Annotated in this window: 19 protein-coding genes; 11 read left to right on the top strand and 8 right to left on the bottom strand. The window is 59.8% G+C overall.

Annotated elements, in window-relative coordinates; all coding sequences use genetic code 11:
- The 7 genes from ubiE to CWI75_RS02545 all read right to left on the bottom strand — a co-directional run bounded on the left by ubiE (position 1) and on the right by CWI75_RS02545 (position 7,726).
- A complete protein-coding gene (gene ubiE, locus CWI75_RS02575; RefSeq protein WP_101519881.1) occupies positions 1 to 750 on the bottom strand; it encodes a bifunctional demethylmenaquinone methyltransferase/2-methoxy-6-polyprenyl-1,4-benzoquinol methylase UbiE in 750 nt (249 codons plus the stop codon).
- Between the two features lie 55 nt (positions 751 to 805).
- Positions 806 to 1,198 (bottom strand): gamma-butyrobetaine hydroxylase family protein, encoded by a 393-nt coding sequence (locus CWI75_RS02570; protein ID WP_101519880.1) that lies wholly within the window; start codon positions 1,196 to 1,198, stop codon positions 806 to 808.
- Positions 1,199 to 1,227: 29 nt separating this feature from the next.
- The gene (gene hslU / locus CWI75_RS02565) at positions 1,228 to 2,553 is read right to left on the bottom strand and encodes an ATP-dependent protease ATPase subunit HslU (protein WP_101519879.1); all 1,326 of its coding nucleotides are present in this window, start codon (positions 2,551 to 2,553) and stop codon (positions 1,228 to 1,230) included.
- 9 nt (positions 2,554 to 2,562) lie between these two features.
- Positions 2,563 to 3,102: an ATP-dependent protease subunit HslV gene (hslV, locus tag CWI75_RS02560; protein ID WP_101519878.1), complete on the bottom strand. Its 540-nt coding sequence runs from the start codon at positions 3,100 to 3,102 to the stop codon at positions 2,563 to 2,565.
- A 67-nt stretch (positions 3,103 to 3,169) separates the two neighbouring features.
- A complete protein-coding gene (locus CWI75_RS02555; RefSeq protein ID WP_241521045.1) occupies positions 3,170 to 3,736 on the bottom strand; it encodes an SPOR domain-containing protein in 567 nt (188 codons plus the stop codon).
- A gap of 1 nt (position 3,737) precedes the next feature.
- Positions 3,738 to 5,423, bottom strand: a complete 1,686-nt coding sequence (argS, locus tag CWI75_RS02550; RefSeq protein ID WP_101519876.1) for an arginine--tRNA ligase — start codon at positions 5,421 to 5,423, stop codon at positions 3,738 to 3,740.
- A 104-nt stretch (positions 5,424 to 5,527) separates the two neighbouring features.
- A complete protein-coding gene (locus CWI75_RS02545; protein ID WP_101519875.1) occupies positions 5,528 to 7,726 on the bottom strand; it encodes a primosomal protein N' in 2,199 nt (732 codons plus the stop codon).
- 179 nt (positions 7,727 to 7,905) lie between these two features.
- Between CWI75_RS02545 and rpmE the strand changes: the two genes are divergently transcribed.
- Together rpmE and CWI75_RS02535 are read left to right on the top strand one after the other, a co-directional pair.
- A complete protein-coding gene (gene rpmE, locus CWI75_RS02540) occupies positions 7,906 to 8,121 on the top strand; it encodes a 50S ribosomal protein L31 (RefSeq protein WP_101519874.1) in 216 nt (71 codons plus the stop codon).
- A 214-nt stretch (positions 8,122 to 8,335) separates the two neighbouring features.
- A complete protein-coding gene (locus CWI75_RS02535) occupies positions 8,336 to 9,571 on the top strand; it encodes a malic enzyme-like NAD(P)-binding protein (protein WP_101519873.1) in 1,236 nt (411 codons plus the stop codon).
- Positions 9,572 to 9,625: 54 nt separating this feature from the next.
- Here the strand turns inward: CWI75_RS02535 and CWI75_RS02530 are convergent, their stop codons facing one another.
- Positions 9,626 to 12,067: a penicillin-binding protein 1A gene (locus CWI75_RS02530; protein ID WP_101519872.1), complete on the bottom strand. Its 2,442-nt coding sequence runs from the start codon at positions 12,065 to 12,067 to the stop codon at positions 9,626 to 9,628.
- A gap of 176 nt (positions 12,068 to 12,243) precedes the next feature.
- On the opposite strand from CWI75_RS02530, the gene CWI75_RS02525 reads away from it, so the two are divergent.
- From CWI75_RS02525 to CWI75_RS02485, 9 genes are all read left to right on the top strand, one after another.
- Positions 12,244 to 13,305, top strand: coding sequence for a pilus assembly protein PilM (locus tag CWI75_RS02525; protein WP_420913247.1), 1,062 nt, complete (start codon positions 12,244 to 12,246; stop codon positions 13,303 to 13,305).
- On the top strand, positions 13,305 to 13,871 hold the full coding sequence (locus CWI75_RS02520; protein ID WP_101519870.1) for a PilN domain-containing protein: 567 nt from the start codon (positions 13,305 to 13,307) through the stop codon (positions 13,869 to 13,871). Before CWI75_RS02525 ends, CWI75_RS02520 begins: the two co-directional genes overlap by 1 nt.
- 3 nt (positions 13,872 to 13,874) lie before the next feature.
- A complete protein-coding gene (locus CWI75_RS02515) occupies positions 13,875 to 14,489 on the top strand; it encodes a type IV pilus inner membrane component PilO (protein WP_101519869.1) in 615 nt (204 codons plus the stop codon).
- Position 14,490: 1 nt separating this feature from the next.
- On the top strand, positions 14,491 to 15,024 hold the full coding sequence (locus CWI75_RS02510; RefSeq protein WP_241521044.1) for a pilus assembly protein PilP: 534 nt from the start codon (positions 14,491 to 14,493) through the stop codon (positions 15,022 to 15,024).
- Positions 15,025 to 15,047: 23 nt separating this feature from the next.
- A complete protein-coding gene (locus tag CWI75_RS02505) occupies positions 15,048 to 17,198 on the top strand; it encodes a type IV pilus secretin PilQ (RefSeq protein ID WP_101519868.1) in 2,151 nt (716 codons plus the stop codon).
- 20 nt (positions 17,199 to 17,218) lie between these two features.
- Complete coding sequence (gene aroK / locus CWI75_RS02500; protein ID WP_146003531.1) at positions 17,219 to 17,734, top strand: shikimate kinase AroK; 516 nt, start codon at positions 17,219 to 17,221, stop codon at positions 17,732 to 17,734.
- 84 nt (positions 17,735 to 17,818) lie between these two features.
- On the top strand, positions 17,819 to 18,919 hold the full coding sequence (aroB, locus tag CWI75_RS02495; protein ID WP_101519867.1) for a 3-dehydroquinate synthase: 1,101 nt from the start codon (positions 17,819 to 17,821) through the stop codon (positions 18,917 to 18,919).
- Between the two features lie 123 nt (positions 18,920 to 19,042).
- Positions 19,043 to 23,485 carry a glutamate synthase large subunit gene (gene gltB / locus CWI75_RS02490; RefSeq protein WP_101519866.1) on the top strand — a complete coding sequence of 1,481 codons (4,443 nt, stop codon included), beginning with the start codon at positions 19,043 to 19,045 and terminating at the stop codon, positions 23,483 to 23,485.
- Between the two features lie 22 nt (positions 23,486 to 23,507).
- The gene (locus CWI75_RS02485; protein WP_101519865.1) at positions 23,508 to 24,929 is read left to right on the top strand and encodes an FAD-dependent oxidoreductase; all 1,422 of its coding nucleotides are present in this window, start codon (positions 23,508 to 23,510) and stop codon (positions 24,927 to 24,929) included.
- Positions 24,930 to 24,940: the final 11 nt, after the last annotated feature.

Below are 24,940 nucleotides of genomic sequence, written 5' to 3'. Positions count from 1 at the left end.
TCAGGCCTTGATGCCCCGGTGCAGGGCGACCACGCCACCTGTGAGGTTGTGGTATTCACAATTGGTGAAGCCTGCATCTTCCATCATTTCCTGCAGGGTTTCCTGGTCGGGATGCATGCGAATCGACTCCGCAAGGTACTGGTAACTATCACTGTCTCCCGCCACCAGTTTGCCCATCACCGGCAGTACCCGGAAGGAGTAGCTGTCGTAGGCCTTGCCGAGTAAGGCGTTGGTGGGTTTGGAAAACTCCAGGATCAGCAGGCGTCCGCCGGGCTTCAGTACCCGCAGCATCGAGCGCAGCGCCAGGTCCTTGTCGGTAATATTGCGCAAACCGAAGGCAATGCTGACGCAGTCGAAACTGTTGTCGGGAAAAGGCAGGTATTGCGCATCCGCCTGGACGTACTCGAGATTGCCCTGGTAACCCTGGTCTATCAGTTTGTCGCGTCCCACGCTCAGCATGGATTCGTTGATATCGGCCAGGACCACGCGACCCTCGGCACCTACGATGCCGGCAAAACGCGCCGCCAGGTCACCGGTACCACCGGCAATGTCGAGCACAGACTGGCCGGGACGCACGCCGCTGAGTTCAATGGTGAAGCGTTTCCAGATTCGGTGGACGCCCCCGGACATCAGGTCGTTCATCAGGTCGTAACGTGCGGCCACGGAATGAAAGACACCAGCCACCAGGCTCGCCTTGGCGTCGCTGTCAACTTCCTTGTAACCAAAATGGGTGGTGCTTTTATCGTTCATGCGGCCTCCGCGGGCAACAGTTGACCGCATATTGTAGCGTGATGCAAAGCCCCGGTCAGGGCTGGAATTTTACAACCTGTACCTGCGGGTCGCGACTGGCTCCCGCAGCTTCCATCCGCGTGAGATAGTCCTGCCACCAGGATTCCTGCTCCCGGCACAGCTGGTACAGGTAGTCCCAGGAGTACAGGCCGGTATCGTGACCATCATCAAATACCAGTTGCAGGGCATAGTGCCCCACGGGCTTGATAGCAGTAATAGTAACCTGCTGCTTGCCGGTCTGCAGCACTTCCTGGCCGGGGCCATGGCCTTTCACTTCAGCGGATGGCGAGTACACCCGCAGGTATTCGCAACTGAGCCGGTAGCTCTGTTCGCCGGCGTAAGTCAGTTCCAGTTCACGCGATTTGCGGTGCAGATGGATACCCTGGGGACGATGGGCGGCATCATTCATCGGCGTCTATCCGGCAAAACGCAGGAAAATCAGAGTATAAAGCGCGACAGATCTTCATCTTCACTCAGGGCCTGCAATTGTTCATTTACGTAGTCGGCATCTATGGTCAGGCTCTGGTGTTGCATGCCTGCGTCCGCCGCCGCAAAGGAAGCTTCCTCAAGCAGGCGTTCCATGACCGTATGCAGGCGTCGGGCGCCGATATTTTCGGTTTTTTCATTAACCTGCCAGGCGGTTTCGGCAATTCGGCGCAAACCTTCCGCGGTAAATTCCACCGCCAGGCCTTCGGTTGCCAGCAGGGCCTGGTACTGCTCGGTGAGCGAGGCATCCGGTTCGGTGAGAATACGCTCGAAATCCGCGGCGGTAAGCGACTCCAGTTCCACCCGGATAGGCAGGCGCCCCTGCAGTTCGGGAATCAGGTCGGAGGGCTTGGCCAGGTGGAAGGCACCCGAGGCGATAAACAGAATGTGGTCTGTTTTCAGCGCGCCGTACTTGGTGGTTACGGTGGAGCCTTCAATCAGTGGCAGCAAGTCCCGTTGTACGCCCTCCCGGGACACATCGGCACCGGCGCCCTCGCTGCGCTTGGCAACCTTGTCCAGCTCATCGATGAAGACAATACCGTTTTGCTCAGCCTCGTGAATCGCTTTCTGCTTGATTTCATCGTCATTGACCAGCTTGCCGGCCTCTTCTTCACAGAGGGCCCGGAACGCCGCCTTGACCGGCATCCGCCTGGTTTTCTGCTGTTGCCGCGACATGTTTGAAAACATGCTCTGCAGCTGGCTGGTCATCTCTTCCATGCCGGGAGGCGCCATGATTTCCACGCCGGGGTTGCTGCTGAGATCGACCTCTACTTCCTTGCTGTCGAGCTCGCCTTCCCGCAGCTTTTTGCGCAACAGCTGGCGAGTGGCGGCACCGGAAGTACTGCTGTCGTCGGTATCCCGAGCGGCGGGCAGCAGGATGTCCAGCAACCGCTCCTCTGCCGCTTCCTCGGCCCGAAAGCGAACCCGCTCCATTTCCTGTTCCCGGTAGAGTTTCACCGCAACTTCGGCGAGGTCGCGAATAATGGATTCAACGTCACGACCGACATAGCCTACCTCGGTAAACTTGGTGGCCTCCACTTTGACGAAAGGGGCATTGGCCAGTTTTGCCAGGCGCCGGGCGATCTCCGTCTTGCCGACCCCGGTAGGGCCGATCATCAGGATGTTCTTGGGGCTGATTTCGGCTCGCAGGGTGTCTGCCAGCTGCATGCGCCGCCAACGGTTGCGCAGGGCGATGGCAACGGCGCGCTTGGCGTCCTGCTGCCCGATAATATGCTTGTCCAGCTCGTGGACAATTTCGCGAGGGGTCATGTTTGACATGAAGGGTGCCTAAAAGTCGAGTTGCTCAATGGTGTGGTTGTGGTTGGTGTAGATGCAGATGTCACCCGCTATCGACAGGCCTTTCTCAACAATGCTGCGGGCGTCGAGATCGGTATTGTCGAGCAGGGCGCGGGCTGCGGACTGGGCATAGGGACCACCGGAGCCGATTGCGATCATGTTGTCCTCCGGCTCGATGACATCACCGTTGCCGGTAATGACCAGTGAGGTATTCTTGTCCGCCACTGCCAGCAGGGCCTCCAGCTGGCGCAGGGAGCGCTCGGTGCGCCAGGCTTTGGCCAGTTCTACCGCGGCCCTGACCAGGTTGCCCTGGTACTTGTCCAGTTTACCCTCAAACAGCTCGAACAGGGTGAATGCGTCGGCAGTGCCACCGGCAAACCCGGCGATAACCTGGTCGTTGTGAAGTCTGCGTACCTTGCGGGCGTTGCCTTTCATCACGGTATTACCCATGGATACCTGGCCGTCGCCACCGATCACCACGCTATTGCCGCGGCGCACCGAAAGAATGGTCGTGCCCCTGTACTGTTCCACTATAAGTCTCCTGTTTGTAGTCGATATGGGGCGCCGGGGATGGGAATTCAAGCGCCCGGAGGGTGGCTCAGGGACTGTCTCGTTTGAGCAGCAGCGTTTCAATATCCTGTGCGGTGGTTAGCCCCCTCGCTTTGCTCATTCCGGCATGACTCTGGAAAGGGCCCAGATAAACCCGGAACCAGCGCCCGTTTTCGGTAGCACTTGCTTCCACCCTGGGCTCCAGGCCCAGCAATAGTAGTTCGGCCCGGCGTCGGTCTGCGTCTTCACGCTGGCGGAAGGAGCCGGCCTGCAACAGGTAGGTCTCGCTTCCGGTTGTGGTGCTGCGGGGCCTGGCTACCTCGGCGGGTTCCACCTCGACCGCCAGGGTCTGTTCCGGCAGTAGAGTATAGAAGTCAAAGCGGGGTTTCGGGGCAGTCATTTCACTGGCTGTGCCTGTGCCATCGGCTGCGGGGCCCGCTTCACCGGCCGGAGGCAGGGTTCCCAGATACAGTAGCAGGCTCAGGAAGACACCGGTGGCAACGCCCGCGCCATACCAGCGCCAGGGGTTGGTTCGCGGTGGCGCCGGCTGCCGCCTGCTGGCTGCCGGTTGCCGCTTGCGGGTGCGGCTTTGATCGCGGACGTAATCCCTGGCCACGTTACATCGCTTCCGGGGCGGATACGCCCAGCAGGTCCAGGCCATTCGCGATCACCTGGCGCACAGCCGCACACAATGCAAGCCTCGCATCCCGCAGAGCCTGGTCCTCGGTGAGGACCTTATGGGCGTTGTAGCAGGTGTGAAACTCCCCCGCGAGCTCACGCAGGTAATTGGCAACGCGGTGTGGCTCGCTCGCGGCAGCGGCGTTGGCGACGACCTCAGGGTACTGGTCGAGACGCCTGAGTAACGCCTTTTCGTGCTCCTCCTGCAACTGGTCGAGTGCTGCAAGGCCGCGCTCCTGCTGCCAGTCCCAGCCGTGTTCGGCGAGTTTTCGCAGCACCGAGCAAACCCGGGCATGAGCATACTGGATGTAATACACCGGGTTGTCATTACTCTGTGACAGGGCCAGGTCGATGTCAAAAGTCAGCTGGGAGCTGGGGGCCCGCGCCACCAGGAAGTAGCGGGTTGCGTCGCAACCGACCTCTTCAATCAGGTCGCGCAGGGTGAGGTAACTGCCGGCGCGCTTGGATAGCTTGACCTCCTTGCCCTCGCGAATCACCGTCACCATCTGGTGCAGTACGTAATCCGGCCAACCTTCGGGAATGCCGATCTCCAGTGCCTGCAGGCCGGCACGAACCCGGGTGATGGTACTGTGATGATCCGCACCCTGCTCATTGATTACCCGCTCGAAACCCCGTTGCCACTTGTTCAGGTGGTAGGCGATATCGGGCACAAAGTAGGTGTAGCCGCCCTCGCGCTTGCGCATCACTCTATCCTTGTCATCACCGAAGTCGGTGGTGCGCAGCCAGAGGGCGCCATCGTGTTCGTAGGTGTGTCCCCTGGCAATCAGTTGCGCAACCGCCTTTTCCACCGCACCGGAGTCATAGAGCGATGACTCCAGAAAGTAGTGATCAAAGTGAACGGCAAACGCTTTCAGGTCCAGATCCTGTTCGCGGCGCAGGTAAGCCACGGCAAGCTCGCGTATGGCCTGCAGGTTATCGGCATCACCGGCCCCGGCAACATGGCGGTCTTTGGCGTCGATCTGCTCACCCGCCAGATAGGCCCCGGCAACGTCGCTGATATAGTTTCCCCGATAACCATCGTCGGGCCACTCGGGGTCATCCGGTGTGAAGCCGCGGGCTCTTGCCTGCACGGACAGCGCGAGATTGTCGATCTGGGCGCCGGCATCGTTGTAGTAGAATTCGCTGCTGACGTCCCAGCCAGTAGCGGTCAGCAATCGGCACAGGCTGTCGCCCACGGCAGCACCCCGGCCGTGGCCCACATGCAGTGGCCCGGTGGGATTGGCGGAGACAAATTCGACCTGGACCTTGCGGCCCCCACCGGTATTTGAACAGCCGTAGCGTGCGCCTTCGGCCAGCACCCGGCCTATTACTGCCTGGCTGCTGTCGCTGGTCAGGAAGAAATTGATGAAACCGGGTCCCGCTATCTCGGTTTTACTGACAAAGCCGGCGCTGGGCAGCGCGGCACAGATCAGGCCGGCAAGTTCGCGCGGGTTTTTGCCCGCGGTTTTGGCCAGGGTCAGGGCAACATTGCTGGCAAGATCTCCGTGGCTGGGATCCCGGGTGCGATCAATGGTAATGCCGGGCCGTGTAGCGGCGGGCAGCTGGCCCTCGGCTACGAGCGTATCCAGTGCCTGCTGGATCAGCTGTGAGAGTTCTTCCTTCATGGTAAGTGGGGGTACCTGCTTGATTGGGAGTCAGGGACTGAAAAGCGCAGCCCGACGGTTGCATATTATGGCCGCAAATGGCCACCGTTGGCCAGTGCGTCGGCTCAGCCCAGGTCCAGCGGGTCGACGTCAATCGACCAGTTAACGCCGCCGCGAACCGGCAGTTGCACCGCCACCGCTACCAGCATCCGCGCCGCCGTTTGGGCGCTGCGTGAATCCGCGGCCGTTACCAACAACTGGCTGCGAAACTTCCCTGCCCGGCGCTGTAGCGGCGACGGTAGTGGCCCAATCATCCGGCAGCCCGCCGGTAGTGTCGCTTGCGCCTGGCGCCGCAGTTGGCTGAGAAAAGATTCCCCGGCGGCGGCATCGGCACAATCGCTGCGCAACAGCAGCAATCTGCCCCAGGGCGGTAGTCCCGTCTGCTGGCGCTCGCTCAGCATGCGACGGGCCTGTTCGGCGTAGGTTTCAGCCAGCATGGCCTGTACGATCGGATGGTCGGGGTAATGGGTCTGCAGCAACACCGTGCCGGTTTCGTCGCCGCGGCCTGCCCTGCCGGCGACCTGGGTCAGTAGCTGCGCCATGCGTTCTTCACCCCGGAAGTCAGCGCTGAACAGCATGGCATCCGCGTCGATGATCGCCACCAGGTTGACTGCGGGAAAGTGGTGGCCCTTGGTTAACATCTGGGTGCCCAGCAAAATACAGGGCTCGCCGCCGTTTACCTCATTGACCAGGTCCTGCATGGCGCTGCGGTTCTGCATTGAGTCGCTGTCGACCCGGTGCACGGGCCAGCGATTGAACTGGCGACACAGAACCTCTTCAGTCTGTTCGGTGCCGAGACCGTTAGTGAGCAGTCGCTCGCTATGGCAATTCTGGCAGCGCTGGGGCAGGCGCTCGCCTGCGCTACAGTGGTGGCAGCGCAGCCGGCGCGAACGGCGATGGACGGTCATCCGTGCGTCGCAGGCGCGACACTGGGCTATCCACCCACAGTCATGACATTGCAGTGTGGGCGCATAGCCGCGGCGATTGAGGAATAGCAGGACCTGTCGACCATTCTCCAGAGTGTTGCCAATGGCGGTAAGCAATGCCGCGGACAGCCCCCCCTGCAGGGCCTGTTTGCGAACATCCAGGGCGCTGATGACAGGCAGGCGGCTGCTACCGGCGCGCAAAGGCAGCGGATGGTGGCGGTATTTGCCTTGCAGGGCATTATGCAGGCTTTCCAGTGCGGGAGTGGCGCTGCCCAGGAGTACCGTGCAATTCTCCAGCTGGCCGCGCTTCACCGCGACATCCCTGGCAGAGTATCGAAAGCCGTCCTGTTGCTTGAACGAGGCATCGTGTTCTTCATCCACGATAATCAGCCCCGGTCGCTGCAGGCTGCTGAAAATGGCGGAACGGGTGCCGATGACTATGGCCGCGGATCCGGTGCGCGCCGCTTCCCAGGCGCGGTAACGTTCCGTGGCGCTGAGCCCGGAGTGCATTACCACTATGCCGCCCTGGAATCGCGCCTGGAAGCGCGCCAGAGTCTGGGGCGTCAGGCCTATTTCGGGAATCAGCACCAGCGCCTGATCGCCACGTTCGAGACAGCGGGCGATCAACTGCAGGTAAACTTCGGTCTTGCCGCTACCGGTAACCCCCTCGAGCAGGTGGCAGCTGAAGCGGCCAAAACTGTCCGCTATGCCGGCAAAAGCGGCGGCCTGGTCAGGGTTCAGCGCTAGTCCCGGTTGGCACAGGGGAGTTTCTCGGGGAGGCTGCAGTACGCAGCGCTCCGCCAGGCCCCGATTTTCCAGTGATCGCAGAATGCCAGGCGACAGGCCCCGAGCCTTGAGTTCACTTGCCGGTAACGCGGTAAACGTCTGCAGCAGCGCCAGTGCCTGTGCCTGTCGCGGTGAGCGTTTCAGGGCACCTTCCGGCAGCCCCTTGCCGCGTTGGCTCAGCGCCCAGCCCGCGGTGCCCGGAGGCTGGTGTGGCTGCCCTTCGCGCAAACCCTGGGGGAAGGCATTCGACAGCACCTCGCCGGGTGAGTGCTGGTAGTAGTCCACTGCCCACAGGCACAATTGCACCAGGCTTGTCGCCGGTAGCGCCTGGTGGTCGAGTATGGTAATGGCCCGGCGCAATGACTCACGCGGCAGTTCCGAGTCGGCCGCCACTTCAATGAGGTAGCCCTGCACCTGTCTGCGGCCGAAGGGTACGAGTACCCTGCAGCCCGGCTGTAATTGTCCCAGTTGATCCTGTGCCAGGTGTTCCGGCGGCAGGTAGTCAAACAGGGAGCGCAGGGGTGAAGGAATGGCCAGGCGGAGTACAGACATTGCGCCTCTCGTGGGCGTAGTGGGCGATTGCGGGTGCGCATGATAACAGATGTCGGCTAAAGCTTGCTTCCAGCGCCACGTCTGGTACTATGCGCGCCTATTTTTTGCACCATTGCCAACAAGTCAGGCGCGGTGCCCGACGGGATCGGGTGGCGGCGTCCCATACCAGGAGCAAGACCATGAAAGCAGAAATTCATCCAAAATACGAGGTGATTACCGTCACCTGTAGCTGTGGCAACAAACTCGAAACCGGTTCGACACTGTGCCAGGATCTGCACATCGATGTGTGTTCGGAGTGTCATCCCTTTTACACCGGCAAGCAAAAAGTTGCCGACAGCGGCGGTCGGGTTGACCGCTTCAAGAAGCGCTTTGGCGCACGTGGCGCCTCGCGCTAGCCGGAATCCGGTTGCGGCGTGCCGCATTCCTTTTAAAAAGCCGGGGCAGAGAGTCTGCCCCGGCTTTTTTTTGCCTGCCTGCCGGGCCTGTTCGCCATTTTGCCGGCGTGGTACAACGCTGTGCCAGCCGGTTGCGCCCTTGTTACTGCAACCGCTTTTCTATATTCTCTGTCGACTTTTATGCAGCTGCCGGGGCGAGAGCGCGATAACAATTATGAGCAAGGACTTCAAGCAAGCGGCACTGGATTATCATGCCAATCCCGTGCCTGGCAAAATCAGTATGGAACTGACCAAGGCTGCCGAGACCCAGGCCGACCTCGCTCTCGCCTACAGCCCCGGCGTGGCGGAACCGTGTCGGGAGATAGCCCTCAACCCCGACGAAGCCTATCGCTACACCGGCAAGGGCAATCTGGTTGCCGTGATCAGCAACGGAACCGCGGTACTCGGCCTGGGTAATCTTGGTGCCCTGGCAAGCAAGCCGGTAATGGAAGGGAAGGCGCTCCTGTTCAAGCGCTTTGCCGGCATCAATTCCATTGATATCGAAGTGGATACCGAGGACGCCGCCAGTTTTATCGATACGGTAGCCAATATTGCAGGTACCTTTGGCGGTATAAACCTTGAGGATATCAAGGCGCCCGAGTGCTTCGAGATAGAGGCGGAGCTGGGGCGCCGCTGCTCGATCCCGATATTCCACGACGACCAGCATGGCACGGCTATTGTTACTGCCGCCGGCATGGTCAATGCACTGGAGATTCAGGGCAAACGGCTTGAAGACGCCGTAATTACCTGTCTGGGTGCCGGTGCGGCGGCGATCGCCTGCCTGCGATTGTTGCTGAGCATGGGCGCGCGCCGGGAAAATATCTACATGCTTGACCGCCGTGGTGTTATCTACGAGGGTCGCGAGGGGGTTAACGCCTACAAACAGGAGTTCGCCAACCGCACCGACAAGCGTACCCTGACGGATGCAGTCAGCGGTGCCGATGTATTTTTGGGTTTGTCCGGGGCTGATTTATTGAGCGCGGATATGCTGCTGTCGATGGCTGACCGCCCCGTGGTCTTTGCCTGCTCCAACCCGGATCCGGAAATCAGCCCCGACCTTGCCCACAGTGTGCGCTCTGACCTCATCATGGCTACCGGTCGTTCGGATTACCCGAACCAGGTAAACAACGTGCTGGGGTTTCCGTTCATTTTCCGCGGAGCGCTTGACGTGCGTGCCAGTACGATCAATGAAGAAATGAAAATAGCGGCGGTCAAGGCGCTCAGTGCGCTGGCTCGCGAGCCTGTCTCGGCAGCTGTGTTGGCGGCCTGTGGTGAAACGGAACTGACGTTCGGGCCGAAATACATCCTGCCCAAGGCAATTGACCCGCGTCTGCTGGAGTGGATTGCCCCCGCGGTTGCGCGCGCTGCCGTTGATAGCGGTGTCGCACGCATCCCCTATTCGGAAAGCTGAGACCCGGTGCCCGCTCCCGGCGGGCAGTTGATGGTGAACCCGGGTTGGGAACCGCTAGAAAATATCCTTGATCAGCTCGTCGGTGTTGCCGCTGCCACTTCCCGGTTGCTCGCTGTCGCTGCCCTGCCCCGGTACGTTCTCCTCGCGGAAGTATTCAAAAATGGCATTTTCCTGGCCGGGCCGCGCCAGTAGCCCGGTATCGGGGTCTATGCGCACATGGACAATGCCGGGAGGTAAGGGTCGCGCCTGGTCCGGGCTGCCCTGCAGGGCGCCCCGCATGTAATTAATCCAGATCGGCAGCGCCGCCGTGCCCCCGAACTCCCTGCGTCCCAGGGGCGTGTAGTTATCAAACCCAACCCAGGCCGTAGTAACCACATCCCTGTTATAGCCTGAAAACCAGGCGTCCATGGGGCCGTTGGTAGTACCGGTTTTCCCCGCGAGGTCATCGCGGCCAAGGGTCAGTGCGCGGCGTCCGGTGCCACGCTTGATAACGTCCTGGAGCATGCTGTTGATGATGAAATTGATCCGTTCGTCCATCACACGCTCGGCCCGGGGTGGCTGTGTGTCTGTCTGTGACTGGGCGAGGATCTCCTCCATGCGCAATTCGCGCTCATCCCCTGAAACCTCTGCCGGGCCATCACACTCCCGGCAGACCGCGGCTGGGGATGCCTGGTACAGGGTCTCTCCGGCAACGGTATCAACCCGCTCAATGAGCCAGGGGGTAACTGCATAGCCCCCGTTGGCGAGTATTGCGTAGGCGGCGGCTACGTCTATTGGTGTCATTACATGGGTCCCGAGAGCCAGGGACAGGTCCGGTGGATACTCACTGGCGTCGAAACCCAGGCGGTCGATGTAACGCAGAAACGGGCGAACACCTATTTGCTGCAGTAGCCGTATGGAAACGAGATTGCGGGATTTGGTGAGCGCCCAGCGCAGGCGCGTGGGGCCGTGAAATTCACCACTGTCATTTTCCGGCCGCCAGATGTCCTCGAGACCGGCATCTGCGAGTACCACGGGAGCATCATTGATAATGGTCGCGGCGGTAAGGCCCGCCTCGAGTGCGGCGCTGTAAACGAAAGGCTTGAAGCTGGAGCCGGGCTGGCGCCTGGCCTGGGTGGCGCGATTGAATTTGCTGCTTTCAAAGCTCAGGCCGCCGACAATGCTGACAATGGCGCCATTATCCGGGTTCAGCGACACCAGCGCTGCCTGTGCCGCTGGAACCTGGGCGAGGTGCCAGCTGCCATCCGCTTTCTGCTGTACGCGTATAAGGTCGCCGACAGCGACAACATCACCGACCTGCGTCGGTGCCCGCCCCATTGCGTTTTCAGACAGGTAGGGGCTGGCCTGGCGCAGGCCATTATCCCACAGCAAAAACTCGGGATTGCCGCTGCGCAACAGGATTTCGGCACCCGTCTCCTGAATGCCGGTAACAATCGCCGGATCCAGGCCGGCGATAATCGGCGTATCGTTCAGACTCGCCCGCCACAGTTCAAGCGCGGCTTCCGGCGAGCCATCCCCCGGAACCGGCAATTGCCGTTCGGGGCCGCGATAGCCGTGTCGCCTGTCATACATGAAAAGACCGTCAACCACGGTTTGCTGCGCAAGCTGCTGTAGATCACTACTGATAGTGGTATAGACATGGTAGCCGTCGGTATAGGCAGCCATGCCGTAAGTGGCCAGCATCTCCTGCCGCGCCATTTCGGCGGCATAGTGGGCGGCCAGGCTTACCTGGTTATCGTGGAAGCCGGCGCTGTTCGGCTGGGCAACGGCCTCTGACCACGCCTGCCGATCTATGTAGCCCAGGCTGAGCATGCGACCCAGAATCCAGTTGCGGCGCTCCATGGTGCCTTCCGGTCCACTGATCGGGTTATTGCGTGAAGGCGCCTTGGGAATGCCCGCCAGCGTCGCGTGCTGCGCGAGGGATAGCTCGTCGATGCTTTTGCCATAATAGGTCTGGGCGGCCGCTTCAAAACCGTAGGATCGATGACCGAGGAATACCCGGTTGAAATACAGTTCAAAGATTTCCTCTTTTGTCAGTGACCGTTCAATCTGGATCGCCAGCAGTATCTCGTTGAACTTGCGCAGGAAAGTGCGCTCGAGGCTGAGAAAATAATTGCGCGCAACCTGCATGGTCAGCGTACTTCCGCCGGAGCCCTTCTCGCCGGTCAGTACCAGCTCTGAAACGGCGCGCATGAGGCCTGTAAGGTCGACGCCCCGATGTTCGAAGAAACCGTCATCCTCTGCCGCCATCAACGCCCGGGTGAATTGTTCGGGTATCGCATCAAAAGTGAGCGGGATTCGCTTTTGCTCCCCGAACTGGCCAATCAGGTCGCCATCCCGGGTATAAACCTGCATCGGCGTTTGCAGTTTAACATCGCGCAGCGTCTCTACATCGGGCAAATCGGGGTTCAGGTAGAGATAGACGCCGGCTAGAAGCCAGGCCGTTCCCAGGGTACCAAGTGTGAAGCAACGTAGTAAAAAGCGGAAGAAACTCATTTATTCCTTTACAAAGCAGAGCGGTATATTACTGTAGGCAGGGTATACGATATTGGTTTGGTAATTATAAGGTTATTTTAACTTTTCATTGCATGTTTCATTTTGATATACCTACAATTAATGTATAAGTGTATAAAAGTAGGCTAAGTCAGTGATACTCATAGGAAATTGAATTGCTGGGAATTCTGGGGAAAAAAAGATCAGTACCGGTTCTGGGGCTCGACGTCAGTTCGACCACAGTGAAGCTACTTGAGCTTAGTCAGTCTGGGGGACGCTACCGGGTAGAGAGCTACTGTGTAGCCTCGCTACCGGTCGATGCGGTCATTGAGAAAAACGTCAATGACATCGAGGGTGTGGCCAATGCGGTGCGTAACGTGGTGGCCCAATCCCGAACCAAGCTGAAGACGGTGGCGGCAGCGGTTGCCGGCTCATCAGTGATTACCAAAATCATTGAGATGCCCGCCGGCCTGAGCGATGACGACCTGGAAACCCAGCTAACCCTGGAAGCCGACCAGTATATTCCCTACCCCCTCGATGAGGTGGCAATCGATTTCGAGGTTCAGGGCCCTGTCGCGGATCAGCCCGGGCAGGTGGAGGTTCTGCTTGCCGCCTGCCGCCGTGAGACTATAGATTCCCGGGTTGACGTTATCGAGGCCGCAGACCTCACTGCCCGCATCATGGATGTGGAAGCGTATGCGATGGAGCGGGCCTATGGCCTGATCCGCCGGCAGCTGGACCTGGAGGCCGAGAGTATGGTGGCGGTGGTCGACATTGGCGCCACCATGACCACCCTTAGCGTGCTCAATAACGGCCAGACGGTGTATACCCGCGAACAGCTGTTTGGCGGCAAGCAACTGACCGATGAGATCATGCGCCGTTACGGCCTGCCTCTCGAGGAGGCCGGTCTGGCAAAAAAACAGGGTGGCTTGCCCGATGACTACGAGCCCGAGGTGCTTGAGCCCTTCAAGGACGCGGTGGTGCAGCAGGTTGCCCGCTCCCTGCAGTTTTTCTTCTCATCCAGCCAGTACAACGATGTTGACTACATCATTCTCGCCGGCGGGGTATCTTCCATGGAGGGTCTCGCAGAGCTTGTCCAGGATAAGCTGGGCACCCCGGCCGCCGTTGCCAATCCCTTCGCGGACATGACGATTTCATCCCGGGTAAATGCGGTTGCCCTCAGTAGCGACGCTCCTGCCATGATGATCGCCTGCGGGCTGGCCTTACGGAGCTTTGACTAATGGCGCAAATCAACCTGCTCCCCTGGCGCGAGGAACGGCGTGCCGAGCGTAAAAAGGAGTTCCTGCTTGTACTTGGCATGGTGGTGGCGGTGGGCATAGGCCTGCTGCTGCTCGGCGATCGCTACGTCAACAGCCAGATTGACAACCAGAAGGCACGCAACCAGTACCTCACTGACAATATCAGGGTGCTCGATCAAAAGGTCGCGGAAATCAAGGAGCTCCAGCGTCGTCGCAACCAGTTGCTGGACCGGATGCGGGTGATCCAGGAACTGCAGGGTAACCGACCCATCATCGTGCGGGTGCTGGACCAGCTGGTGCGTACGGTACCGGACGGCGTATTTTATAACAGCCTGCAAAGCAAGGCGGGCGACATCAGTATTGCCGGCATTGCGGAATCCAATAACAGGGTTTCCAGCCTGATGCGGCGTCTCGATGCCTCGGACTGGCTGCAGCAACCGAATCTCGACTCGGTGCGGGCCGCCACCCAATATGGCGATCAGGCCACCACATTCAACCTCAAGGTCAAGGTGCAGTTGCCTGACTCGGACACAGGCGCGGGGGAATAAGGCGTGGCACTTGAAGACAGCCTGCGGGCACTTCGCGAATTCGATGTCAATGATATCGACTTCGATAACATCGGTTCCTGGCCCGGCGGCGTCAAGGCGGCACTCTGTGTTGTATTGCTGCTGGTGGTCGTAGTCGGTGGTTACTATTACCACATTGAGGATTTACAGCTGCAGCTTGGGCGTATAGAAGCGGAAGAGAGCAAGCTCAAGCAGGATTTCGAGAAAAAAGCCTTCGAGGCGGCCAATCTGGAGGCGTACAAGCAGCAGCTCGCTGAAATGGAGGAGTCCTTTGGCGCCCTCATCAGCCAGCTTCCCAGTGACACCGAAGTGCCGGGCTTGCTGGAAGATATCACCAACAGGGGCCTGATGAACGGACTGGATATCAACAGTATCAACCTTCAGCCAGAGCAGGCGAAGGAATTCTACGTGGAGTTGCCGATTGCAATAACGGCTACCGGCTCCTATCACGATCTCGGCGCCTTTATCAGCGGCATGGCGGGGTTGCCGAGAATTGTAACCCTGCATGATTTTTCGATTAACTCGCGGTCGGCTGACAGTAATGCGCTCAGCCTGAGCATTACCGCCAAGACTTACCGCTACAAGGATGGGGAGGGTTAGCATGAGCAGAATAATGCGCCTGACTCTCAGTCTCCTGGCGACAAGTGTGTTGCTCGTCGGCTGCGGTGGCGACCAGTTCGCTGACCTGGATCAGTTCATGGCGGAAAAGCGGGCGCGTCCGGGCGGAATCATAGCGCCTATCCCGACCTTCCAGACCTACGAGGCCTTTGCGTACAGTGCCACTGGCCAGCGCAGCCCCTTTGACCGTCCTATAGAATCGCGTAGTGGCGACCGTGTCAAAGCAGTTGCTGCAGTCAAGCCGGACCCTTCCAGGCCAAAACAGTTTCTTGAACAGTACACCTTTGACTCCCTGGCAATGGTCGGGACTCTCGAGCGGGACGGGACGCAGTGGACGCTGATCCGTGATCCCGAGGGTGGAGTGCATCGTGTGAAGCTGGGGGATTACCTGGGGAGGAGCCACGGCAAGGTCACAGAGATGACCGGTACCTATGTCGCAGTAGTGGAAATCGTCACTGACGGTACCCAGGGTGGGTGGGTGGAACGCCCGAGAATAATCGAATTAAGCGGCCTCTGATTCGGGGGCCTTGGGTGACAGCCATGTTTACAATAACAGCCAATTTGGGGAAGCTTGCCGTGAGAGATGGACCTTGCAGACGTGGGTTTGGCCTGCAACATCTGACAGCCGTACTGGTTTCCAGTCTCCTGTCTCAGGTGGTGTTTGCGGCGCCGACGGTAACCGATATCGAGTTTGCCTCCCGGCCCGGCAGCAAGTTCGAGGTGCGGCTGGATTTTGACGAAACGCCGCCTGCGATGGAGGCCTATACCATTGAAAAGCCGGCCCGGATCTCTATCGATTTTCTCGGCGCGAGCAGTGCCCTGGATCGCAAGAGCTATTCCCTGCCCTATGGCAATGCCACCGGGGTTGTGGTGCTCGAGTCCGGGGATCGTACCCGGCTGGTATTGAACCTGGTCAAGCTGGTGCCCTACGAAACCAGGGTTGAGGGCAATAGCCTCTTTTTGGTAGTGGGAGAGGACGACAGCGGCGATTATCTCAAGCCGGTCAGTGATCCCCACGCTTTGACTTCCGCCGGGGACAAGGTACTCCGCGAAGAGTCGCGCATTGAAGACCTGCAGTTCCAGCGCACGGGTACCGGCGAGGGACGATTGACCCTGACCCTGGCGGACCCGAAGGTAGATGTGAACGTGTTCAGTGAGGGTGGCGACGTTAAGGTCCAGTTCCTTGACACCACAGTGCCCGAGCGCCTGATGCGACGCTATGACGTCACCGATTTTGCAACCCCGGTAAACAATATCGATGTCAGCTCCACAGAGCGTGGTTCCATCCTTACCCTGGAAACCACGGGTGAATTCGATTACCTCGCGTACCAGACGGGCAACGAATACGTGATTGAGGTCAAGCCGCTCACCCGCCAGGAAGTGGAGGATCGCAGGGATGAATTCAGCTATGTGGGTGAGCGCATATCGCTTAATTTCCAGGATATTGAAGTGCGCGCGGTACTGCAGTTGATCGCTGACTTCACCGAGCTCAACCTCGTTGCCAGTGACACCGTTTCAGGTCGCATCACCCTGCGCCTGCAGAATGTGCCCTGGGACCAGGCACTGGAGCTGGTATTGCGTACCAAGGGCCTGGACAAGCGCCAGGTGGGTAACGTTTTGATGGTTGCCCCGGCGGCGGAGATTGCCGAGCGCGAGCGGCAGCAGATAGAAGCGAACCGCCAGGTGGCCGAGCTTGCGCCCTTGCAGAGTGAGTTCATCCGCGTTCGTTACGCCAGTGCGGCCAACCTGGTCAATCTGTTCGGTGCGGGTTCGGAGGAAGGCGGTAGCCTGATCTCCTCTCGCGGGTCGGTGATTGTGGAGCCCCGCACCAATTCCCTTATCGTGACGGAAACCGCGTCCAAGCTGGTCGAAATTCGTGAGCTAATCCAGGTGGTCGACATTCCCATCCGCCAGGTGATGATTGAGGCACGGATCGTGATTGCCCAATCGGACCTGGAGAAGGAGCTGGGTATCGAGTGGGGTGGTGCACTCAGGGACACTGATTTCAACGGTAATACCGTAGTGGTATCGGGCGATACCGATAATGTGGCCGGCGCCCTGACGGCCGGGGAAACGGCTGAGGTTAATTTTCCTGGTGCCCTCCTGGTCGATTTGGGTGTTGCTTCCAGTGCCGGGCAATTTGCGGTGGGCTTCGCCAGCGAAGACCTGTTCCTGACGGCGGAATTGTCTGCCCTCGAAGCCGCGGGGCGTGGTGAAGTGGTGTCGCAGCCCAAAGTCATCACCGGCGACAAGCAAAGGGCCACTATCAAATCGGGTACCGAAATCCCCTATCAGGAAGGGTCTCTTAGCGGCCAGAACACCACCTCGTTCAAAGAGGCGGTGCTGCAGCTGGACGTAACCCCCAATATTACGCCGGACGACCGTATCCTGCTTGATTTGACCGTCAGCCAGGATTCTATCGGGGCCCTGGTGCCCAGTGGCCAGGGTGGCTTTATCCCCAGCATTGACACCACGGAACTGGTCACCCAGGTACTGGTGAGCAATGGTGAAACCGTGGTCCTGGGCGGCGTGTTTCGCAGCGAAGACCTGGATACCGTTACCAAGGTGCCTTTCTTTGGCGACATACCCTATATCGGTCGCGCTTTCCGCAATGAGTCCACCTCCAAGACCAAGACCGAGACGCTGATCTTCATTACCCCGCGTATCCTGGCCGACAGGCTTCTCGATTAAGCCCTGCTGCAGCGGCGTTTATGCTTGATCTGCACCGGGTCTTTCTGGTCGGCCCCATGGGGGCCGGCAAGAGCACCATCGGCAAATACCTGGCGCGGCAGCTGGGGCTTGCTTTTGCCGACACGGATACGGAAATCGAGATTCGCACTGGCGCCGACATCCCCTGGATCTTCGACGTGGAGGGTGAGGAGGGTTTTCGGGATCGCGAACAGCAGGTCGTTGAAGAAATGACCCTCATGGATGATATCGTGCTCGCCACCGGCGGCGGCGTGATCATTCGCCCGGAGAACCGGCAGGTGCTGGGCTCGAGGGGCTTTGTCATTTACCTTCATGCAACCGTCGAGGAGCAGGTTCGACGCACCCGCAAGGATCGCAAGCGGCCCCTGCTGCAGAATGGTGATCCCGAGACCGTATTACGCGACCTGATGGCTGTTCGAGATCCCTGGTATCGGGAGATCGCCGACTATGTTATCGACACCGACGGCTGCAGCCCCCGTACCGTCGCCCAGCGCCTGATGCTGGCCCTGAACCCCTGAAGCGTTCACTGAACTAAAGACAGGACCGGAAGGGACCGCTAGAATAGCCGTTTTTCCAGCCGGGAAACCCCAGTGTCGGTTTTAATGCATACCCTTCATGTCGAGCTTGGTGCGCGCAGCTACCCTGTGTATATCGGCCGCGACCTGTTCAGTGATCCGGAGCTGCTTTGCCGGCATATCCGTGGCGGCCAGGTGGCTATCGTCAGTAACGAAACGATAGCGCCGCTCTACGTGCCACGGGTCCGCGAGGCCCTTGGCGAGCGGCAGCTGATCACCGAGATTGTGCTACCGGACGGGGAGCAGTACAAAACCCTGCACACCTTCGAGCATATTCTCGATCGTCTGCTGCGGGACCAGCATAACCGCAGTACCACTGTGCTGGCCGTTGGCGGCGGTGTGGTGGGGGATATGGCCGGTTTCGCGGCCGCGTGTTACCAGCGCGGCGTCGACTTTGTGCAGGTGCCCACCACCCTGCTCGCCCAGGTGGACTCCTCTGTCGGCGGTAAAACGGCGGTTAATCACCCTCTCGGCAAGAATATGATCGGGGCCTTTCACCAGCCCACGGCAGTGCTGATTGATACTGATACCCTGCATTCCCTGCCCCCCAGGGAGTTCGCGGCGGGGCTTGCGGAAGTGGTGAAGTACGGCCTGATATGCGACGCCGGCTTTTATGCCTGGTTGCAGCGGGCAATGCCGCGATTGCTGGCCCGGGAGGAAGCGGCCCTGGCCGAGGCCATCGAGCGCAGTTGCGCACTCAAGGCCGATGTTGTTGCCGCCGACGAGCGCGAGGGTGGGGTGAGGGCCATACTCAATTTCGGCCATACCTTCGGCCATGCGATCGAGACCGCTCAGGGCTACGGTAACTGGTTGCACGGCGAAGCCGTGGCCGTCGGTATGGTGCTGGCACTGCGCCTGTCCGCCCAGCGGGGCTGGGTTGAGCCGGGCGCGGTCGGGATCCTGGAGGAGTTGCTGGAAAGTGCCCGGTTACCGGTAAATATCCCTCCCGACATGCCGCCGTCGAGCTTTCTCGATCTTATGGCCCGGGACAAAAAGGTGCTCGATGGGCGCCTGCGGTTGGTTCTGTTGCGCGCCGTCGGTGAAGCCTGTGTGGTGGATGATGTGACGACCGGGGAGCTGGAGTTATTGCTGCGGGCTGCTGTCGGGCGCGCAGATACCACCTGCTAGCACTATTTGTTCCGCGCAGGCCAACTGTGTAGAATGTCTTCCCCCACTTTTCGCCCATGCGTTGCCGAGGCGCGGGGTGATTCGGTATATCCCTTTGTTTTTGTTAATTATTCTGGACAGAGTATGAGTGCAGGCCTGTATAGCCCTGAAGAATTTCGCGACAACTGTGGCTTTGGCCTGATCGTCCAGTGCGCTGGTGAGGCCAGCCACCGTCTGTTGCAGACCGCGATTGAGTCCCTTACCTGTATGACCCACCGCGGTGGCATCGCCGCAGATGGCAAGACCGGTGACGGGTGTGGCTTGCTGATGCAAATGCCCGAGCAATTCATGCGCACCCTGGCGCGGGAGTGTTTTCAGGCCGAGCTTGGCAGCCAGTTTGCGGTCGGCCAGATTTTCCTCAGTCCCGATGCCGAGCGCGCTTCTCTTGCGCGTAGCGCCACGGAGCAGGCGCTCACCGACCAGGGCCTGGATGTCCTCGGCTGGCGGGTCGTACCTACGGACAGCAGTGTCTGTGGCGGTATTGCGCTGGCGGGGATGCCGCGGATCGAACAGATTTTCGTCTCCGGTGACGGCCTGAGCCAGGACGAAATGTCCACGCGACTGTTTGTTGCCCGTCGCAAGGCCGAAATTGCCAGCGAGACCGATCCCGAATTCTATATCTGCAGCCTGTCCGGCCGCGTTATCGCTTATAAGGGCCTGGTAATGCCGGTGGACCTGCCGCGCTTTTACCAGGATCTGGATGACGAGCGCCTGGAAACGGCGATCTGTGTGTTCCACCAGCGTTTCTCCACCAATACGCTCCCAAAATGGCCGCTGGCGCAGCCCTTCCGCCTGCTGGCGCACAACGGCGAGATCAATACCATCGACGGCAACCGCAATTGGGCCGAGGCTCGCACGGCGCTGTTCGAGACAGACAATCTTCCCGACATCCAGGCTATTGCCCCGCTGGTCAATCGCACCGGCTCGGATTCCTCGAGCCTCGACAACATGCTTGACCTGCTGCTCACCGGTGGCGTTGATATGCCTCGCGCGCTGCGCATGCTGATTCCACCGGCCTGGCAGAACATGGAGTCCATGGACCCTGACCTGCGGGCCTTTTACGAATACAGCTCAATGCACATGGAGCCCTGGGACGGCCCGGCGGGCCTGGTACTGACTGACGGTCGCTACGCGGTGTGCCTGCTGGATCGCAATGGCCTGCGCCCGGCGCGTTGGGTAAAAACCAAGGACGGCTTTCTCACCCTGGCCTCAGAGGTGGGTACCCACGGTTACCGGACCGAGGATGTGGTTGCCAAGGGCCGGGTCGGGCCGGGCCAGATCCTGATGGTTGATACCCAGACCGGCGAGATGCTGCAAACCGAGGACATTGACAACCGCCTCAAGGCGCGGCATCCCTACAAGCGCTGGTTGAAGGAAAACTCCCGGCATATTGAGGGTACATTTGGTGGTGAGCAGGGTCCGGGTATTGAGCCGGATCTGCTCAACAATTACATGAAAATGTTCCAGGTCACCTTTGAAGAGCGCGACCAGGTGCTGAGGCCACTGGCGGAGTCCAGCAACGAGGCGGTGGGCTCCATGGGCGATGATACGCCGATGGCAGTGCTGTCGCGGCATGTGCGCCCGCTGTACGATTATTTCCGGCAGAAATTCGCCCAGGTGACCAACCCCGCCATCGACCCCCTGCGGGAAACCATCGTCATGTCCCTGGAGACCGACCTGGGTGCTGAGAAGAATATCTTTCGCGAGGGTCCGGAGCATGCCGACCGCGTCATTCTCAGTTCACCGGTACTCTCCCAGGGTAAATTCAATACCCTGCTGGCGCTGGACCGGCCCGGCTTCGAGGTGTGTGACCTCGACGGTACCTATGACCCCGCCCAACTCGATTTGCAGCAGGCACTGAGCGCACTTGTGGAAAGTGCGGCACAGGCGGTGCGCGAAGGTGCCACCATCCTGATAATCTCCGATCGCACCATTGATCGCGGACGGTTGCCCGTGCACAGCCTGATGGCCACCGGTGCCATCCATCACTACCTGATCAAGCAGGGGCTGCGCTGCGATGCGAACCTGGTGGTCGAGACCGGTAGTGCCCGTGATTCCCACCAGATCGCCTGTCTGCTCGGCTTCGGCGCCACGGCGATTTATCCCTATCTTGCCTACAGTGTGCTTGAGGATCTTATCCGCGACGGCGAGTTGCTGGGTGAACCCAGTACCAGTTACAAAAACTATCGCAGGGGCATTAACAAGGGCTTGCTCAAGATCATGTCCAAGATGGGCATTTCAGCAGTCAGTTCCTATCGTGGTGCACAGTTGTTCGAAGCCGTGGGCCTGGCGCGGGAAGTAGTGGATGCCGCTTTTTGCGGGGTTCCCTCGCGTATCGAGGGGGCCGGTTTCGCGGAACTTGAAGATGACCAGAAACTGTTGGCGCGCTATGCCTGGAGCCAGCGCAAGCCGCTGCAGCTGGGTGGTCTGCTCAAGTACGTTCACGGCCAGGAATATCACGCCTTCAACCCGGATGTGGTGACCACCTTGCAGCTGGCGGTAGCCAGTGGTGATTACGCCACCTACCAGCGCTATGCCGACCTGGTTAACAAGCGACCGGTGGCTACCATTCGCGACCTGTTGCGCCCGGTGCCGGCGGCGCAGCCACTGCCTCTGGATGAGGTCGAGCCTATTGGCAGCATCCTGCCCCGATTTGATTCCGCGGGCATGTCCCTGGGCGCCCTCAGCCCCGAGGCCCACGAGGCCCTCGCTGCGGCGATGAATCGCATGGGCGCGCGCTCGAATTCCGGGGAGGGTGGCGAGGATCCTGCCCGCTATGGCACCGAACGCAGTTCCAAGATCAAACAGATCGCGTCCGGTCGCTTTGGGGTTACGCCCCACTACCTGGTGAATGCCGAGGTATTGCAGATCAAGGTCGCTCAGGGTGCCAAACCCGGTGAGGGCGGCCAGCTACCCGGCGGTAAGGTGAATGAACTGATTGCCCGTCTGCGTTACTCGGTGCCGGGGGTGACGCTGATTTCGCCGCCGCCACATCATGATATCTACTCTATTGAAGATCTGGCGCAGTTGATTTTTGACCTCAAGCAGGTCAATCCCCAGGCCCTGGTATCGGTGAAGCTGGTTTCCGAACCCGGGGTCGGCACCATCGCCGCGGGTGTTGCCAAAGCCTATGCCGATCTCATTACCATCAGTGGTTACGACGGTGGTACCGCGGCCAGCCCCCTGACCTCGATTCGTCACGCCGGATCGCCCTGGGAGCTGGGGCTGGCGGAAGTCCAGCAGACGCTGCGCGGCAATGGCCTGCGCGGGATGATTCGCCTGCAAACCGATGGCGGGCTGAAAACCGGTCTCGACGTGATCAAGGCCGCTATTCTGGGGGCCGAGAGCTTTGGCTTTGGCACCGGTCCCATGGTTGCGCTGGGTTGCAAGTACCTGCGTATATGCCACCTGAATAATTGCGCGACTGGCGTGGCGACCCAGAACCAGAAGCTGCGGGAAGACCATTTCAACGGCACTATCGAGATGGTAATAAACTTTTTTACCTTTATCGCCACCGAAACCCGCGAATGGCTGGCGTTGCTTGGAGTGCGCTCGCTGGGGGACTTGATCGGGCGTACTGATCTGCTCGAGCGCCTGCCGGGCGAGACCACCAAGCAACAGCGGCTGGACCTCAGCCCGATTCTGTACAAGCACCCGGATGCTGCCGGCCAGCCCGAATTCTGCCAGGTCGCAGCGAATACACCCTACGACCGCGGTGATAAAGCGGAGGAGTTGGTCGCGGCTGCCCTGCCCGCAATCGAGGCCCGGAGTGGCGGCGAGTTCAGTTTTAACGTGACCAACTGTGACCGCTCCATCGGTGCCCGCCTGTCCGGGGAAATTGCCCGGCGCTATGGCAATGCCGGCCTCGAGGGCAATCCGGTGGTGCTGCGTCTCACCGGCACCGCCGGGCAGAGTTTCGGCGTCTGGAATGCCGGTGGCCTGCATATGTACCTTGAGGGCGATTCCAACGATTACGTGGGCAAGGGTATGGCCGGCGGCAAGCTGGTGATTTATCCCTCCAAAGACGCCGAATTCCAGTCCCAGGATACGGTCATTATTGGTAACACCTGCCTTTACGGCGCCACCGGTGGCCAGTTGTTTGCCGCAGGCATCGCCGGTGAGCGTTTTGCGGTGCGGAACAGCGGTGCCCATGCGGTTGTCGAAGGAGCCGGTGATCACTGCTGTGAGTATATGACCGGTGGGACAGTCACTGTCCTCGGTCCCACGGGGGTGAACTTCGGCGCGGGTATGACGGGCGGCTTTGCCTATGTACTCGACCAGGATCGACGATTTATCGACCGCTACAACAGCGAACTGGTTGAGATACACCGGCTGAGCTCAGAGCACATGGAAGCTTATCGCAACTTACTGCGCACCCGGATTCGCGAGTTTGCGAAAGAGACAGGTTCGGCCTGGGGTGCAGAGTTACTGGACAATTTTGAGGATTACCTGGGGAAGTTCTGGCTGGTGAAACCGAAGGCGGCAGAGTTCGATCAATTGCTGTCGCGCTTGCGCAATACCGACTAGTTGCCCGGAGGCTGAGACATTTATGAGTAATCGATTGGCGAACAATTTCCAGTTTATTGATGTCGGGCGTAATGATCCCGACAAGAAGCCCCTGCAGGCCCGTAAAACTGAATATACGGAAATCTACGACCAGTTCACCCAGGAGGAAGCGGCGGAACAGTCCTACCGGTGCCTGGAATGCGGTAACCCCTATTGCGAATGGAAGTGCCCGGTTCACAACTTTATTCCCAACTGGCTGAAACTGGTCAGCGAAGGCAACCTGTTCGAGGCGGCGGAGTTGAGCCACCAGACCAATACCCTGCCTGAAGTCTGTGGCCGGGTTTGCCCGCAGGACCGGCTGTGCGAGGGCGCCTGTACCCTCAACGACGGTTTTGGCGCGGTCACCATCGGCGCGTCCGAGAAATATATCACCGACACCGCGCTGGCTATGGGTTGGCGGCCCGATATGTCAAAAGTGGTCCCCACTGGCAAGAAAGTGGCGATCATCGGTGCCGGCCCCGCAGGCCTGGGTTGTGCCGATATTCTGGTGCGGGCCGGGGTTAAGCCGGTGGTATTTGATCGTTACCCTGAAATCGGTGGGCTGCTTACCTTCGGCATCCCTGAGTTCAAGCTCGAGAAAAGCGTGATGGTCCTGCGCCGGGAAATATTCGAGGGCATGGGCATTGAGTTTCGCCTCAATACCGAGGTGGGTAAGGATGTAACCATTGAGGAGCTGAACGAGGAATATGACGCACTGTTCCTCGGTATGGGCACCTACAAGGCGATGCGCGGCAATTTCCGCGGCGAGGACCTGCCGGGTGTGCATGCGGCGTTGCCCTACCTGGTAAGCAATGTGAATCACAACCTCGGTTATGAGCAGGACCCGAAGGCCTACGTTAATCTCAAGGGCAAGCGTGTAGTGGTACTTGGCGGTGGCGATACCGCGATGGACTGTGTTCGCACGGCTGTCCGCCAGCAGGCCGCGCACGTGATCTGTGCCTATCGCCGCGACGAAGAGAATATGCCGGGTTCGCGCAAGGAAGTCGCCAACGCGCGGGAAGAGGGCGTGGAATTCCTGTTCAATCGCCAGCCCATTGAAATTGTCGAGTATTTTGGCCGCGCCTGTGGTGTCAAAATGGTCGAGACCGAACTGGCGGCCCCCGATGCCACCGGCCGGCGCCAACCGCAGCCCATCGCCGGCAGCGAGCGCGTGCTGGAGGCGGATGCCGTGATTGTCGCCTTCGGGTTTCAGCCCAGCCCCCCGGACTGGCTGCAGTCACTCGAGGTGGCCACCAACGATTGGAATGGCATTGTTGCGCCGGAAGAGCAGCTTTACAAATTCCAGACCAGTAATCCCAAGGTGTTTGCCGGCGGTGATATGGTGCGCGGTTCCGACCTGGTGGTAACGGCGATCTGGGAAGGGCGCCAGGCCGCGGAAGGTATTCTCGACTACCTGGATATCTGACACAAAACCAA

The organism is Kineobactrum sediminis (genome assembly GCF_002868715.1).
GTDB classification, from domain to species: Bacteria; Pseudomonadota; Gammaproteobacteria; order Pseudomonadales; family Halieaceae; genus Kineobactrum; species Kineobactrum sediminis.
The sequence above is the reverse complement of the archived record's forward strand: the minus strand, read 5'-3'. Positions and strand labels throughout refer to the sequence as shown.

Coding starts and splice junctions, on each gene's coding strand:
- CWI75_RS02485 (WP_101519865.1), top strand. CDS start 23,508: ATGAGTAATCGATTGGCGAACAATTTCCAGTTTATTGATGTCGGGCGT.
- ubiE (WP_101519881.1), bottom strand. CDS start 750: ATGAACGATAAAAGCACCACCCATTTTGGTTACAAGGAAGTTGACAGC.
- CWI75_RS02510 (WP_241521044.1), top strand. CDS start 14,491: ATGAGCAGAATAATGCGCCTGACTCTCAGTCTCCTGGCGACAAGTGTG.
- aroK (WP_146003531.1), top strand. CDS start 17,219: ATGCTTGATCTGCACCGGGTCTTTCTGGTCGGCCCCATGGGGGCCGGC.
- hslU (WP_101519879.1), bottom strand. CDS start 2,553: ATGTCAAACATGACCCCTCGCGAAATTGTCCACGAGCTGGACAAGCAT.
- gltB (WP_101519866.1), top strand. CDS start 19,043: ATGAGTGCAGGCCTGTATAGCCCTGAAGAATTTCGCGACAACTGTGGC.
- rpmE (WP_101519874.1), top strand. CDS start 7,906: ATGAAAGCAGAAATTCATCCAAAATACGAGGTGATTACCGTCACCTGT.
- CWI75_RS02505 (WP_101519868.1), top strand. CDS start 15,048: ATGTTTACAATAACAGCCAATTTGGGGAAGCTTGCCGTGAGAGATGGA.
- CWI75_RS02545 (WP_101519875.1), bottom strand. CDS start 7,726: ATGTCTGTACTCCGCCTGGCCATTCCTTCACCCCTGCGCTCCCTGTTT.
- aroB (WP_101519867.1), top strand. CDS start 17,819: ATGCATACCCTTCATGTCGAGCTTGGTGCGCGCAGCTACCCTGTGTAT.
- CWI75_RS02570 (WP_101519880.1), bottom strand. CDS start 1,198: ATGAATGATGCCGCCCATCGTCCCCAGGGTATCCATCTGCACCGCAAA.
- CWI75_RS02535 (WP_101519873.1), top strand. CDS start 8,336: ATGAGCAAGGACTTCAAGCAAGCGGCACTGGATTATCATGCCAATCCC.
- CWI75_RS02520 (WP_101519870.1), top strand. CDS start 13,305: ATGGCGCAAATCAACCTGCTCCCCTGGCGCGAGGAACGGCGTGCCGAG.
- CWI75_RS02530 (WP_101519872.1), bottom strand. CDS start 12,067: ATGAGTTTCTTCCGCTTTTTACTACGTTGCTTCACACTTGGTACCCTG.
- argS (WP_101519876.1), bottom strand. CDS start 5,423: ATGAAGGAAGAACTCTCACAGCTGATCCAGCAGGCACTGGATACGCTC.